This window comes from Cupriavidus sp. 05T42 (assembly GCF_056396345.1).
In genome coordinates this window covers 14,942-29,832 of record NZ_JBFTLH010000025.1, presented here as the reverse complement: position 1 = coordinate 29,832, position 14,891 = coordinate 14,942, and the positions used below count along the sequence as shown (strand labels likewise).

Here is a 14,891-nt window from a genome sequence, read left to right as displayed (position 1 = left end):
CGCTTTGCCAAAAGTTTCACTTGCCCGACAGATTTGACATTCCATACTGGTTCGACCACGTCTGACTGTGACACGGGAGACTCTATGGGCCGGCCGGCACGTTGTGTGAGGACGCGGATCGCGCTGGGCGCCGCAGCATTGTTCCCCTCGGCCCTGCAAGCGCAGACGTCCATGTGCAGTACGAGTATCAGCGGAACGTTCTCGGTGGGCGTGTTCTGCCAACCGGCTGCGGGCACGCCATCCAATATCGGCACCTTGACGGGCACCACGTTCAATACGACGACCGGGGCCAGTATCCGGGCGACCACGTCCGCAGCCAACGCCACGGCGACCGTGGCGGGCACGACCATTACCAACCAGCCGGCCGCCGCAGCAAACGGGGTGACGGCCCAGGTCACCGGCACGGTAACGGCCGGCAATGCCGCCGCAAACATCGATGGCGGCACCACGTCGATCACCATGCAGGGCGCTGGCCTGGACGGGATTGGCGTGATCAACCTGAGCCCGGGTAGCTCGACGATTACGGTAACGTCCGGCACGACGCTCAACGTGACGAACCGGGTCACCGGCAACGAGCACGATGGGCTCGACATTACTGCCAACGGCGGCGGCAGCGCCACTATCGTGCATCAGGGCAGCGGGACCATTTCGACGGTCGGTGGCCATGGCATGAACCTGAAGACCACGGCGACCAGCGCGGGCGCGGTCTCGGCCACGGTCGGCAGCGGCGTGACCTTCCTTATCGACAACACCACGGCAATCGAGGATCCGTCGGACCCGGGTCTCGAGGCTGGCCCCGCCAATCATGCCGGCATACGCGCCTACAGCCCMGGCAGCGGCACCATCACCATCGACAGCAACGCCACGGTCCGCGCCACCGCGACCAATGCGTTCGGCATCATGACCGATGCCGGCACCGGCACCACCCGCATCCGCAACGGCGGCGCCATCACCACCGACGGGCTGAACGGCTTCGGCATCCGATCCAGCACGCAGGGCGGCGACGTCGCGGTGGTCAACGAGGGCGCCATTTTGGCCACGGGGCAGGCGGGCCATGGCATCTATGTCACGTCGGGACTGAACACGTCCGGCTCGCTGTCGGTCGACAACCGGGCGCCGATCACGGTTGGCGCCACGGGGAATGCCGAGGGCTCACGCGGCATCTATATGATCGCCCGGGCTGGCGGGACGGCCACCGTCACGGGCACTGGTGACATCACGGTGTACGGCAACCCGGCGACAGTGCGCGCCTTCGGCATTACCGTGGGCGCGGAAGCTGGCGCCGTCACCGTCGACTATTCGGGCAACATCACCACCTACGGCGATGGCTCGGCCGCCATTCGCGCGCATTCCGTCAGCGGCAATACGCAGGTGACCTACACCGGTGCCCGCCTCGAAACCTTCAACGGCAATGCCAACGGGATCTACGCCACCACGGGTGCGGCGACCAACACGGTCGGCATCACGGCGCAGGGCACGATCATCACGCACTCGGACAATGGCGGTGGAGAAGGATCCGGCGGCGGCTCGTTCGGTCTGCAAGGCACCAGTCTGGGCGGCGACGTCGACATCAATTTCCTGAGCGGCAGCATCGACGTGAATGGCAGCGGCGCGGCCATCGTGGCGGGCAGCGGCTACAACGGCGGTACGGGGCTGGGGAAAGTCACCGTGCAGAATGCCGGCACGCTGACGGCGCGCGGCAACGCCCAGCGTGGGATCGCCACGCTCTCGGGAACGGGCGCGCAGACTATCATCAATCGCGGCGCGATCCAGACGCTCGGCGCGATCGACGCGCAGGGCATCCTGGCGCGGGGCAGCGGCGCGGCGGCGATGTCCGTCGTCAATGAAGGGGCGATCTCGACCGTCGGGAACAATGCGTCGGGCCTGGAGATCACCTCGGTGGGCGGCGCGGTCGATGTGCAGAACCTCCAGCCGGTTCGGGCGGGATGGGGCACCAGCGCGGGCATCGCCACGGCCGGGCTGACACAGGCCGTGCGGAATGCGTCCTCCATCGAGGCCCTGAGCGATCAGGCCGTGCGCGCCGACAGCAACGGCTCGGCGGGATCGTTCCGGCTCGACAACGCTGGCACGATGACGGGCGTGGTCTCGGCGGCGACGTCGGACGTCACGCTCAACAACAGCGGCACGTGGAACCTGCGCAGCTTCGCGGATAGCACGGGAAGCGGTTCGCGGGATAGCTGGAACGTCGCCATCGCCAACCTCGGCACGGGCTTGAACAACACGGTCGACAACACCGGCACGCTGGCGCTGGCCGCGCAGCCGGTGAGCGGGGCGGGCGGCACGCGGCAACCGGCGGACGCCATCGTCACCTTCAACCCCGCCGGCGCCTACCTGCCGCTGGGCCAGGCCGCCAACACGCCGGTGGCTGGCGGCGCGGTGCAGGGACAAATCCTCGGCGTGCGGACGTTCACCAACAGCGGCACCATCGATCTGACCGGAGGCGGTGCGGCGGTCGGCAACGTCCTGGTGATCGGGGGCGGCCAGACGGCAGGGCAGTACGGCGGGGGCCTCTATGTCTCCAATGGCGGGACGCTGAAGCTCAATGCCGTGCTCAATGAGGGAGGGCCCGCCTCCCGTGCCGACATGCTCGTGGCGGATGCCACGGCGACCGGGGCCGGCGGTGCCACACGGCTCCGTGTGAACAATGTCGGGGGGCAGGGCGCGCTCACGGTCGCCAACGGGATACCGCTCGTGGAAATCCTGAGCCCCGTGGCCACCGACAGCGCTCCCGGTGCCTTCGCGCTGGAAGGCCGCGCCGTGGCGGGCGCCTACGAATACCGGCTGTTCCAGGGCGCGCCGGATGGCAGCGCGGGTAACGTCTGGTATCTGCGGTCCGAGCAGGACCCAAATCCAACCCCAACTCCGACGCCGGGCGGGGCGCTCTATCGGCCCGAGGTGGCGGCCTACCTCGCCAATCAGCGCCTGGCTGGCCAGATGTTCGTCCATAGCCTCCATGACCGGCTGGGTGAGCCCCAGTACGTGGAAGGGCAGGATTTCGACCACGAGAACGACAAGCCGCGGTCGGGCTGGCTGCGCGCGGTGGGCAAGTGGGAGGGCAGCCGCAGCAGCAATGGTGTGTTCAAGACCAGCACGGACGCCTTTCTGCTGCAAGGGGGCGCCGAAATGGCCAAGTGGAAGGTCTTCGGCGAAGCCGCCCGCGCCCACCTTGGCCTGATGGGCAGCTACGGCAACGCCTGGACGGACGCGCAAGCGCAAGGCAACGCCTTCCGCGCCAAGGGCAAGGTGGAAGGCTGGAGCGTGGGCGCCTACGGCACCTGGTACCAGAACGATGAGCACAAGCTCGGCGCCTACGTCGACACCTGGTTCCAGTACGGCTGGTTCACCAATCGCGTGGAAGGCGACCTGCTGCCGGTGGTCCGCTACCATGCGCAGGGTTTCGCCGTATCGGCGGAGGGCGGGTATGCCATGCCGCTGCGCAACGATTGGGTGATCGAGCCGCAAGGGCAGCTGATCTACGTCGGCTACAGCGAGGACGACATCACGGAGCCGAATGGCACGCGCGTGAGCGGGGCGGACTCGCACGGCTGGATCACGCGGCTCGGGGCGCGGCTGCATCGCACCTACGTCCGCGATGACGCGCGCAAATGGCAACCGTACCTGACCCTCAACTGGTGGCATACCAGCGTCGGCAGCAATGTCTCGTTCAATCAGCTTCCCGTGGGCAGCATGTACCCGGATAATCGGTACGAAGTGAAAATCGGCGTCAATGTGGATTTGCGCAAGCGCTGGACTGGCTGGACCAATGTGTCCGGCGCGTGGGGCGCGCAGAGCTTCTATCAGTATGTGGTGCGCKCCGGGGTGAAGTACACGTGGTAGCTGTCGTCAGGGCAAATAGAGCATGAAACTCGCGGTAATCGGACGGGGATTGATCGGCGCGGCGGCGGCGCGCCATTTGTCGAAGATGGGCCATGAGGTGGCGCTGATCGGGCCCGATGAGCCGGCCGACTACGCTGGCCATGCCGGGGTCTTTGGTAGCCACTACGATGAAGGCCGTATCACGCGGCAGTTCGATTCGACGCCATTCTGGCGGGACATGAACCGCGCATCGATTGCGCGCTACGGCGAGATTTTTGCGGAAAGCGGGGTCGAGTTCTATCGGGAAGTCGGCGTGCTTCACGTGGGCCCTCGCGAGAGCCCGGACGTGTCCTCCATCGGCGGCATTGCGGCGGAAGCCGGCATTCTTGTTGAAGCCTATGACGATGCGGGGCTCGCTCAGCGATTCCCGTACCTTGGATTTCCGGCTGGAACCCGGGGCTACTTCGAGCCGCAACACGCCGGTTATATCAGCCCGCGCCGCCTGGTCCGTGCGCAGACGATTGCGGCGCAGCGCGCCGGGGCGCGGATTCTCGGCGAACCCGCGCTCGGCATCTCGGAAAGCGCCACTGGCGTGACGATCCGGACGCGATCGGGCGATGTGGAGGTGGAGCGCGTTCTCGTTGCGGCCGGCGGACATACCCAATCGCTGCTGGGCCAATCCCTGGGTTTCGTGGTGTACGCACGGACTGCCGCGATGTTTCGGCTCGATGCGGCGGAGGTGCAACGCCTGGCCGGCATGCCATCGATGCGTTGTTTCGGACCCAAGGGTGCCGATCCCTATATCCTGCCGCCCATCCTCTATCCGGACGGCCAGACCTGGCTGAAGCTCGGCGGCGATCCGGTGGATATTCCCCTCGAAAGCGAGGGGAATATCCAGGACTGGTTTCGGTCCGGCGGCTCGATTCCCGTGGCGGAAGGGCTCGAAGCGCAGCTCCTCGAGCGTATCCCCGGCCTGCAAATCGAAGAACGGCGCGTCGTGCCCTGCATGACCACCTTCGGCACAACGGGCCTGCCGCGCATCGGGCCGCTTTCGGATCGCGTTACCGTTGCATTCGGCTGCTACGGCAAAAGCGCGAAGTGTTCGGACGAATTGGGCAGATTGGGATCCATGGCGCTGCTCGGTGAAAACCACGGGGTGCTTGCGGCTTGAAATATGCCGGCACGTACTTGCAATGCCGCCCCTTGCGCGCTGAAACGAGCCATTAACGCGTCTTGGTTACTGGCCGTTGCCACGCTGTTGAAGAATTCATCGAGGGGAATGCTGTCCTTGAATTCCGCGCCAGATACCTGACCGTCCTTGTCGATGTCCATGGCCTCATGGATGCTCGCCAGTTCCGCCTCACTCTTGCCGGCCAACTGCTTGCCCAGTTCGCTGAGGGATACCACGTTATCGCTGTTGAGGTCGGTGGCCTTGAGCTGCTCTGTCTTGAACGCGTCGACCATGTCCACCAACTTCAGGGCCATGCCCCGTGCCTTGAAACGATCCACGGCACCCGCATTCGCACTGGCCGTTTCCGCGGCCTGCGTGCGCCTGAGTGACGACGATGCCTGTGCACTGCGAATCGCATCGAGTCCACCGAGTCTGAGTTGGCTCATCAATATTTCCTTAGGAGAAAAGTGATGCCGGGGAATTCCGGCGCTGACGATTCTAGGCAGTGCGATAGGTCGCAATGCGCGAAAAAGGGGGTGTTTACTAAGTCACTTTGAATCTGCCGAGGCATCTTTCAAAAGAAGGCCGCCACGTTGTCAGTTATCAAGGGAAACATGGCAGTTTCCCTTGATMAGCGCGTCATGCGCGCGCCAACTCGACTTGCCCGCGGAGCGCGGCGACGATGGCCTCGCCGACGGCGCTGCCCGATGCCGGATTCTGGCCAGTGATCAGGCGACCATCGACCACGAGCTTGGACTGCCACGGATCGGCGGAAGCGAACTCGGCGCCTGCCGCGCGCAGCGCATCCTCCAGCAGGAACGGGACGTCCGCCTTGGCGTAGCCCTCTTCCTCGGCGTTCGAGAAGGAGGTCAGGCGGCGACCCTGGACCAGCGGCGTGCCGTCCTCAAGCGTGACGCCGAGCAGCGCGGCCGGCCCGTGGCAAACGGCGGCGACGATCTTGCCGCCGTTCCAGGCGCGCAGCACCGCACGCTTGACGTCGGGGTCGTTTGCGATATCCACCATGGGGCCAAGGCCGCCGGGGAAGAAGATCGCGTCGTAGTCCAGGACATCGACTTCCGAGAGCTTGCGGCTATGCGCCATGCGCCGGATCGCCTGGCTCTTGCTGAACGCGAGCTGCGCGGGATCGGTCTCGTCGTAGCCGTCGAACGGTGGGTTGCCACCGAGGGGCGACGCGTACTCCACGGCAATGCCGGCGGCGTCGAGCACTTCGAAGGGGTGGGCCACCTCCGGATAGAAGTAGCCGGTGGCGCGCTTGTTCGGCCCGATCTCGGCCGCATTTGTCAAAATGAACAGGACATGCTTGACGGTCATGATGAACTCCTTCTGGTCTGCATTTCGCCGCACAGCGCGGTTAAATGAACTGTAGCCAGACAGGCAGCCTGGGAGTAGATAGCATCGCATTGACACATTGGCTCATGGCATAAGACAATCGGCCATGGACCCGACCAATACGATCCTCGACGAACTCCGCGCGATGGCGATCTTCGCCACCGTCGTGCGCTGTGGCAGCTTCGCCGCCGCGGCGCGCTCGCTCGGGCTCACCCGCGCCGTGGTGAGCCACCACATCCGCGCCCTCGAAACGAAACTTGGTGTGCCCCTGGCCCAGCGCAGCACACGCAGCTTCAGCCTCACCCCGGCGGGGCAGGCGTTCCGCGTGCATTGCGAGCGGCTACTCGATGAGGCCGTGGACGGCATCCGTAGCATGGAGTTGATGCGCGCCGAGCCACGCGGCGAGGTGTGGCTGACCTGCTCGCACCACTTCGGCACCAAGCGGATCCTGCCGGCGCTGGTCGCGTTCCGGCGGCGCTATCCGGCGGTTCGCCTTCATGTCGCGATGTCGGATGCCAACGTGGATATCGTCCACCACGGTGTGGAACTGGCCGTGCGGGCGGGGCCGCTGGCGGATTCGTCACTGCTTGCTCGCCGCTTGCTTCGGGAAGCCACCATGCTGTGCGCATCCCCGGCCTACCTACGTCAGCACGGGGCGCCCGGTTCGGTCGAGGAACTGGACGGTCATCGCTGGGTCGTCTATCCGCCGAGCCAGCGCACCACGGTCGTACGCGCTGGCGGCAAGGACATCGAGGTCCCGGTGCAGGGCGATGTCGTGACGGACAGCGCCGCCTCGCGGCTCGCGTTCGTGCTCGCGGGTGACGGCATCGCCAGGCTGCCGGCCTACGACGCCGCGTCGCTCCTGGCCTCCGGCGATCTGGTGCGCGTGCTGCCAGACGCCGAGACCGCGCCGCTGGAGATCTTCCTGGTCCATTCGAAGCAGATCGGCCCTAGCGCCAAGCTCCTGCGGGACTTCCTGCTGGCTACCGCGAGCGAGGACAACTGGTGATCGATTTCGGATAGCCTCCGGCGAACCGCCTCAGGCCCGGGGCGGCTGTGTTGTTCCTGTCGCGCACGCTTCGTGGCGCCGGAATAGTGCTGGGCGGAGATTGCCTACCCGAAGCTGATCACTTCAACCGCCTATCCAAGGGCGGCCACTTCGCGGCCTGGGAACAACCGCAAGCGTTCACGGAAGACGTCCGCAAGAGCTTCATGTCGTTGCGATAGCGCGGACACGTGAGTCGGGGACTTTGGGGCGCGGACTTGTTCCACCATGTATCAATTCAAGTTCTCCTGGATGGCTTCATCGGGCCAATCCGCGCTTCTATAGTGCTCTCCATCGCTGGAGGCAAGGCAGCACGCCGATGCTTCAAGCACGTCAGGAGATAGACACATGACATTCTTTGCGAAACGCATCGGCGTAGGGTTGGCACTGGCCACCACCCTCGCGGCCGGGACTGGATGGGCGGCCGGCCTGTCGCCCACGTCCAACGGGGCCATCCTGCAGGAGGACATTCAGTGGTCGTCCTTCCCAGCCTTTCCAAAACGTGCGCGCCTGTCGGTGCTGGTCGGAGATCCGTCGGCCGCGGGGCCTTACGTGGTGCGCGTCAACGTGCCCGCAGGCGTGAAGTTGATGCCGCACGTGCATCGAGAGGATCGGGTCTACACCGTGATCTCAGGGGTGTTCTATATCGGTATCGGCGAGGAGTTCGAGCCGCAGAAGCTGGTCGCATATCCCCCGGGCAGCGTCATCGTGTTGCCGGGTGGCACGCCGCATTTCCACTGGGCCCGGTCGGGGGACTATGTCACCCAGGTAAGCGGGAATGGCCCGCTTGGGATCGACTACGTGAACGTCGAAGACGATCCGCGCCAGAAGGCACACATCCACTGAGTCGCAGCCTTGCGGCGAGCTAAAAAAGATTGAAGGAATGATATGGAACTGGTCTATGTTGCCGACCCGATGTGCTCTTGGTGCTATGGATTCGGCAAGGAATTGACGGAAGTCCGCAAAATCTTGCCCGATCTGCCGCTCCGGATCGTAGTGGGTGGCATCCGAGCGGGGGCCACCGATATCCTCGACGACGCCGGCAAGCGATTCCGCCTGCATCATTGGGGCCTGGTGGAGAACGCAAGCGGCCTGCCGTTCAATCGCGAGGGGCTGATGGCTCGGGAGAACTTCGTCTACGACACGGAACCCATCTGCCGCGCCGTCGTCACGGCTCGCCTGCTGGTCCCGCAGGGCGACCTCCTGACGCTATTCCGTGCCTTGCAGGAAGCGTTCTATGTCCATGCCCGCGACACCACCGACGGCAAGGTGCTAGCGGAAGTCGCCGCGCAAGCGCTGAATCGGCAAGGCCATGACGTCTCCGCGAAGACGTTCCTGGATCAGTGGTCCAGCGACGCCGCCATCGCGGCCACCATCGAAGACTTCCATACCGCACGCAGCTGGGGCATTTCAAGTTTCCCGGCGCTGCGCTTGCATCATGGCGGTCGTCTGTACCGCGTCTCGGACGGCTACGCACGAGCCGGCGATATCGCGCAACAACTGACGCGTGTGATCGATGCCGCCAGTGCGGCCGCTTGACGAAGGAGGAAGCCGCTAGCCCACATCCAGCGAAGCGGTCACCGGCGCAATTGGCAGGCTCAACGTGAACCACGTGCCTGTTGCGTCCGGCTCCCAGGATACCGCTGCATCGAGGGCCGACGCGCGGCGCTGCACGTTGGCGAGGCCTCTGCCGCCGTGTGCCAGTGGCACGCCGGTGGGGTCGAACGGCGTGCCGTTGTCGTGCACACGCACCATCACCACGTGGTCGTCGTGGCTGGTCTGCACGCGGATCGCGGTCGCGTGGCTGTGCTTGAGCACGTTCGTGAACACTTCCTGCAGGATGCGCAGGATGTGGAGGGCGCTCTGGGCGCCGAGCCACTGCAGCGGCGGGATGTCGTCGACGTCCCACGTAAGCGAGATGCCCGCGGCTTCGAGCCTCGACCCCAGCCGGTAGCGCAACGTGGCCAGCAGCAGCAACAGGTCCGTCGATACCGGTTCCAGCGAGTCAATTGTCAGCTTGAGGTCGTCGATGCATTCGCGCAGCACCTGGGCGATATCGTCGGCGCGCGCCGTGCCGGATGGGTCCTTCTCGACCATGCGCAAGGCGCTGATCAACGATGATCCGAGGCCGTCATGCATGTCCTGCAGCAGCCGCTGTCGCTCACGCGTCAGCGTCTCGCGGCGCTCCACATCGCGCAGTTGCCGATGGCTTTCCAGCAGTTCCGCCTCCCGCTGCGCCAGACGCAGCGAGAGGTTGGCGTTGGCCTGCGCCACCTCATCCAGCGCGCTGGTATAGCGGCGATACATCAGCACCATGAACAGCAGCAGCTGCACGCATCCCAGGTAGGACAGCAGGTAGATACCCTCGATATCGATGCGGTAGTTCTGCAGCAGCACGTCATGCACGGCGATCGGCGTGCTCATCGCATTCCAGGCCGAGAACGTCAGCGCCTCGCGCGACCTGGCTAGCCAGGCAGCCCGCAAGGCCGCAATCGACACCACGAGGTTCAGCGCCACCAGCAGCAACTGGGACAACGGGTAGAGGAACACCACATGCGTGAGCCACGATAGTGGCAGCGTGCTGGTGGCCAGGAACACGACCGAGCAGTACAGCGCGGCTTCCAGGCGCCGGTAGCGCAGGCCCAGATATCGGAAGATGAACAGGTAGCAGGCCAGGATCAGCCACGCGATACTGTTGAAGGCCAGCCAGCTGAACCAGGCCTCCGGAATCGGCAATGGGTCCTGGCCAACCAGATACTGGAGTGTGTGCAGGAAATAGGCCCCTGCGGCCAGGAAGCACAGCAGGTAGCGCGTTTCGTCGCGGCGCCGGAGCCAGACCAGCAACGAGAAGATGCCGACCGCAAGCAGGCCGCCGCTGGACAGATAGGGAAACTGCGTCTGGAGGAAGCTTCGTGCTGCGTAGCGCCAGAACAAGTMGTCGCGCGTGCCAATCCGCACCGACGACAGGGCGGCGCCGACCTGACCCACCACATCGATACGGATGACGATGTCGCGCGGCGCCTGCCCGAGTGCGATCCACAAGGGATAGTTGTAGCCGTTCCATACCGGCCCGCCGCGAGACTGCCAGAGCTGCTCGCCGTCCGCGTACACGGTGAGGCGTCCCACGGTCTGCCAGCGCGGCGCGTAGAGGTAGAGGGGTTCGCCGGCAGCGGCCGTGGCCGCCGGAAGCGCCAGTCTGACCCAGACCGTTTCGATCTGGCCTGACCCCACCTCATCGGGTGTCACGTGACGCGGCACGGCCATCGGCAGCGGCGTATCCCGCCATGCTTCGCCGGCGGCGGGCAGCGCGAGCTGCGGCGGAAGCCGGTCGAGCGTGCCGCCGGGCGTGATCCGTAGCTGCGCCGAGGTGATGTGCCAGGGCAGGACCTCCGCCAGCGCGCCCTGGAGCGAACCCGCCAGCAACAGGGCGAGGACGAAGGGGAGCCACCGCCGCCATGCCGGCGTGCCCGCGCCGTCAGTCATCGCGCAGCAGGCCATGTTGCCGGGCCACGTTGATGGCCTCGACCTTCGAATGGACGTCCAGTTTGACGTAGATGCGTCGGACATAGGTCAGCAGCGTATGTCTCGATACGCCGATCCGTTGCGCAATTTCGTCGTGCGAGAAGCCCCGCGTGATGTCGTTCAGGACCTCATATTCGCGCGGGGATAGGGCGGAAGGCTTCGGGCCGGCCGCTGCCTGGGGGGCTCGCACCGGCGCATCGGCTGGCGGCGCCTGCAGGCGGGACAGCACCTGGCGGGCGATCAGCGGACTGATCGGGCTGCCGCCCTGATGCAGTGACCGCAGCTCCCGCACGATATGGGCCGCCGTGCTGTCCTTGAGCAGGTAGCCGGTGGCGCCCGCGGCAATCGACTGCATGACGTGGCTTTCGTCGCCGAAGACCGTGGCCACCATCACATCGCAGCGCGGCCATGCCACGCGTGCCGCGCGGATGGCATCGATGCCGGACCCGTCGGGCAGCCCCAGATCGACAACGAGGATGTCTGCGGCAGGGGCCGATTGCAGCAGCGCCAGCCCATCGCACAACGTCGTGACGACGCCAGCGGTGCGCATGTCGGGCGCGCTGGACAGCGCCTCGAGGAATGCCGCACTGAAACCGGGATCGTCCTCGATCAGGGCGACGCGGATGGGCGGGGAAAGGGGAGAGGAGCGGTCAGTGGACACGGGAGGTCGAATGCGAGACGAACGGGTCGACGCACGACATGCAACGGCCCGTGCAGCCGCTATCCCCCCACGATCGTGGGGCATGACGGCTTGTCGCACGATCTGGGGACATACAGCCCGAAAACCCAAGGCTATGATCCAGCCGGATTGTTGCACGCACGGGACCGGATGCAAAGACGGCGCGCGCGGGCATGCACCAAAACAACAGGCTCGACGAGCCAACAGACTAACGAACGGGGAAGGGTCGCAGAATGAAACGGGAAACCTGGGTGAAGGCATGGGCGGCCCTGGCGGTCAGTGTTGCACTGGGCGCATGCGGCGGGGACGGGGGAAACAACGGGGGGAACGGCGCGGGCAGTGGTGGCGGTAACGGCGGCGCGGGGACGCCATCGATGCCCGAAACACCGAGCACCCCGGGCAATCCGGAGACGCCCGCGACGCCGCAGGCCGTGACATACCTCGGCGTGATCAGCTTTGGCGACACGCTTGCCGTGACGCTCGATGCCCCGGCCGCAGGCCAGGTTCGGATCCGCTTCTCCGATTCGGCGTTCGGGCTGGCTGGTGCGGTGATCGGCCACTACGTCAAGAACGGGAACGTCTACACGGTCAGCGCGCTCGAGGCCGACAGCGCCGAACCGCCGCCGGCTTTMGTGACCGCGCTGCTGGGCTCGGTGACCGCGTCGTTCACGGTGTCGGGCACCACGCTGACGGGCGAGATCTCCGGCCTGCCGAAACAGCTCGGCAACGGCAAGCTGTCGGGACAGGTCACGGCAAGCAGTGTCAGCACGCCGGTGACGGCCGCCGATCTGGCCGGTACCTACACCTTCCTGCGCGGACAATCCACGTACTACGCAAGTTCCGGAAACCTCCAGATTCAGTACGGCATGGGCGGTCAGATGCGCGTGGGCGCCGACGGTACCGTGCGGCTGTGCCAGGCTGGCACGTACAGCGACACCTGCAGCATGGGCCTCGCCGGCACACTCGCGTTGGCGGACCAGACGCGCTACCCGGGCGCCTACACGCTGACCCTGGGTGGCAAGGTCTGGGGACAGGTCTTCCCGCTGAAGACGAGCGGCGTCACTGCGCTGTACCTCGACCACCTTCAACTCGATTCCGCAGGCAACCGCATGACCGGCACGGGCGTCTTCCGGCCCGCCCAGACGCTGACGGCGAGCCAGATATCAGGGCAGTGGGTCTGCCGGCAGCCGGGCGTGTCGTATGCCGCTGTCACGGGTCTCGGCATTAGTGCCGCGCTCGATGGTTCGATGCAGGAGGAAGCGCTGACCATCTCCGGCACGGGTTCGGTCACCAGTGCCGGGACCGGACAGGTCGCCTCGCTGGCGCTGAATCGGGCCAACAACCTGCTGGGCGTCTCGTCGCCGGCCGCCATCCCGGGCACCATGTACGCGGACTGGACCGTGCCGGCGGTTCCGCCCAACACCGTCACGGGCCTGCGCACGCAGGTGTTCATGCCGCTCGACGAGAACAGCATGGCCTACTACGCCGAGGTGACCAGCAAGCCGACCGACCCGAGGAATTGGACGTTCGTCGTGCAGGGGATGTGTCGGAAGGGGTAGCTTGGGAAGCAACTGCCCGTAACCGAGATGGCATTTCCCGAACCAATAGGTTCTGACTGCCCCCCCACCGTCAGACAATCACCTACCCCTACAGAGCAATGTCAGGCGCAGGCCGTCTCTGACAATATCCGCCGACCGAGAAATCGGTAAGACCTAAATTCGCGTTCTGACCGCTGCCAATGCGCAGCGGTTTTTTTTTGTGCGTGTCACGCGTGCGCCGGGGGCCGCCAGTCCCCAGCGCCTACCTGAGATACCCCTCGAAAGTACTACCTAGGGATTTCCGAACCCGGGTTCAGACAATTACCGATGGCCGGCAGGTGTGGCGCCGCGCAACATCCACGCGGTCAAGCAGACGTCAGGTTGAAGGAGCCCAGTGGTGAAGCCAGTGATAGCCGGTCKGGAGCGGGTGTGATTGATACCGCGCTCGCCCATCTCGCCTTGCAGTTGAATCAGATGTTCCGCCGCCGCGTGGTGCTGGCGGAGGACATGGTCGTTGTGTCCAACCTGCAGGAGCTGGGGGGAGGCGCGGTGCCTTCGGTAGCCAACAAGCTGGTGCTGTTCCTGGGCGGGATCGAGCGCGATACTGCCGCGCATCGGGCGCGCGGCGCCGTCACGGCCGAGCAGGGCAGCCGCGTGGCCGGCGCCGAGCCGCTGTTCCTGAACCTGCTGGTGGTCTGCGCGGCCACGTTCAGTGGGCAGACTTACCCCGAGGCGCTGCGCGCCCTGGCCGACGCCATCACGTTCTTCCAGGCCACCCCGGTGTTCGACCATCAGAACACCCCTGACCTCGACCCCCGAATCGACCGCATCGTGCTCAATATCGAAAACCTGAGCACGGGCGAGATGCATAGTCTGTGGAGCATCCACGGCGGCCACTACCTGCCCTCGGTGCTGTATCGCGTGCGGCTCGTGTGCCTGGACCCCGCTGCGACGCAACGTCGCGACCCGCTGGTGGGGCGCCCCGAGGTGGGTGTTCGGCCATGACGTCCGGCTATCGTGCGGTCACCGCGCTGTCCATCCGACATTCGTACTTCTCCGCGGGATGGCCGGGCGCCTTGCACCTCGCGCCGGAGCCGCCCTCGGCAGCGCTGATGTCCCGTTTTGGCCTGCTGCTGCGCGGCGAGCCGCGCCGCTTCGTGATCATGGCGGAAGCCAGCCAGCTCGACACCTTCTGGCGCGCGCGCGACGAATGGCCTGAAGCCGGCCTGTCGTTCACGGCCCGCTCCGCCGATCCGCTCTGGGCCTACTACACCGACGTGCGTGCCCCTGTCTTTGCGGAAAGACCGACGACCGGTGCCCTGCGCGTGAATTTTCCGCTGGCCTCGCGCGATTGCCCGACGCTGGCCGACTGGCTCGCCGCCGCGCCACTCGACCATGTTATCGACGTGCCGGTGCGCCATACGTTCTGGAAATACCTGCTGATCGGCGACTGGGGCACGCTGGATACGCTGCATTGCGCGGATCTTGCCGGCGCGGTCAGCTTTGCCGAGCCGGTGCCCGAGACGCTGCCGGACGGCGCCACCGTGACTGCCATCCGCTCGGCCGCGCCGCTGCCGCTGGCGGAGCGCCCGCGCCACCGTTTCCAGCTGCGCCGCGCATCGGGTGCGGGCGCCCGCGTGCTGGTGCCGCGCCTGCCGATGGCAGCTCCTGTGGCGTTGCGCCGGGAAGTCATCGACGGTGCGCTGTGCGATGTATCAGAGATCTTTGTCAACCGCTAACCGTTTTCAC

At 65.8% G+C, this 14,891-nt stretch carries 12 protein-coding genes; 8 read left to right on the top strand and 4 right to left on the bottom strand.

Features of this window, described 5'->3' with window-relative positions; genetic code table 11:
* The first annotated feature begins 171 nt into the window (after positions 1–171).
* Together AC1EJR_RS24400 and AC1EJR_RS24395 are read left to right on the top strand one after the other, a co-directional pair.
* Complete coding sequence (locus AC1EJR_RS24400; protein ID WP_477147682.1) at positions 172–3,858, top strand: autotransporter outer membrane beta-barrel domain-containing protein; 3,687 nt, start codon at positions 172–174, stop codon at positions 3,856–3,858.
* 22 nt (positions 3,859–3,880) lie between these two features.
* Positions 3,881–5,008 (top strand): NAD(P)/FAD-dependent oxidoreductase, encoded by a 1,128-nt coding sequence (locus tag AC1EJR_RS24395; protein ID WP_477113780.1) that lies wholly within the window; start codon positions 3,881–3,883, stop codon positions 5,006–5,008.
* Here AC1EJR_RS24395 and AC1EJR_RS24390 read toward each other — a convergent pair.
* Positions 4,918–5,454 (bottom strand): EF-hand domain-containing protein, encoded by a 537-nt coding sequence (locus tag AC1EJR_RS24390; RefSeq protein ID WP_143093914.1) that lies wholly within the window; start codon positions 5,452–5,454, stop codon positions 4,918–4,920. The genes AC1EJR_RS24395 and AC1EJR_RS24390 overlap by 91 nt on opposite strands.
* Positions 5,455–5,647: 193 nt before the next feature.
* Positions 5,648–6,340, bottom strand: coding sequence for a type 1 glutamine amidotransferase domain-containing protein (locus tag AC1EJR_RS24385; RefSeq protein ID WP_092296370.1), 693 nt, complete (start codon positions 6,338–6,340; stop codon positions 5,648–5,650).
* Positions 6,341–6,464: 124 nt separating this feature from the next.
* Between AC1EJR_RS24385 and AC1EJR_RS24380 the strand changes: the two genes are divergently transcribed.
* From AC1EJR_RS24380 to AC1EJR_RS24370, 3 genes are all read left to right on the top strand, one after another.
* Positions 6,465–7,367, top strand: coding sequence for a LysR family transcriptional regulator (locus tag AC1EJR_RS24380; RefSeq protein WP_441593129.1), 903 nt, complete (start codon positions 6,465–6,467; stop codon positions 7,365–7,367).
* A 384-nt stretch (positions 7,368–7,751) separates the two neighbouring features.
* A complete protein-coding gene (locus AC1EJR_RS24375) occupies positions 7,752–8,249 on the top strand; it encodes a cupin domain-containing protein (RefSeq protein WP_218158040.1) in 498 nt (165 codons plus the stop codon).
* A 42-nt stretch (positions 8,250–8,291) separates the two neighbouring features.
* The gene (locus AC1EJR_RS24370) at positions 8,292–8,942 is read left to right on the top strand and encodes a DsbA family protein (RefSeq protein ID WP_477105451.1); all 651 of its coding nucleotides are present in this window, start codon (positions 8,292–8,294) and stop codon (positions 8,940–8,942) included.
* A gap of 15 nt (positions 8,943–8,957) precedes the next feature.
* Here the strand turns inward: AC1EJR_RS24370 and AC1EJR_RS24365 are convergent, their stop codons facing one another.
* Complete coding sequence (locus tag AC1EJR_RS24365) at positions 8,958–10,886, bottom strand: sensor histidine kinase (RefSeq protein ID WP_477147681.1); 1,929 nt, start codon at positions 10,884–10,886, stop codon at positions 8,958–8,960.
* Positions 10,879–11,586: a LuxR C-terminal-related transcriptional regulator gene (locus tag AC1EJR_RS24360; protein WP_441593123.1), complete on the bottom strand. Its 708-nt coding sequence runs from the start codon at positions 11,584–11,586 to the stop codon at positions 10,879–10,881. Before AC1EJR_RS24360 ends, AC1EJR_RS24365 begins: the two co-directional genes overlap by 8 nt.
* 392 nt (positions 11,587–11,978) lie before the next feature.
* Between AC1EJR_RS24360 and AC1EJR_RS24355 the strand changes: the two genes are divergently transcribed.
* The 3 genes from AC1EJR_RS24355 to AC1EJR_RS24345 all read left to right on the top strand — a co-directional run bounded on the left by AC1EJR_RS24355 (position 11,979) and on the right by AC1EJR_RS24345 (position 14,881).
* Entirely contained in the window at positions 11,979–13,163 is a 1,185-nt protein-coding gene (locus AC1EJR_RS24355; RefSeq protein ID WP_477147680.1) for a hypothetical protein, read from the top strand.
* A 408-nt stretch (positions 13,164–13,571) separates the two neighbouring features.
* Positions 13,572–14,147, top strand: a complete 576-nt coding sequence (locus AC1EJR_RS24350; RefSeq protein WP_177219951.1) for a Pvc16 family protein — start codon at positions 13,572–13,574, stop codon at positions 14,145–14,147.
* Positions 14,144–14,881, top strand: coding sequence for a hypothetical protein (locus tag AC1EJR_RS24345; protein ID WP_441593119.1), 738 nt, complete (start codon positions 14,144–14,146; stop codon positions 14,879–14,881). Before AC1EJR_RS24350 ends, AC1EJR_RS24345 begins: the two co-directional genes overlap by 4 nt.
* Positions 14,882–14,891 lie beyond the last annotated feature (10 nt).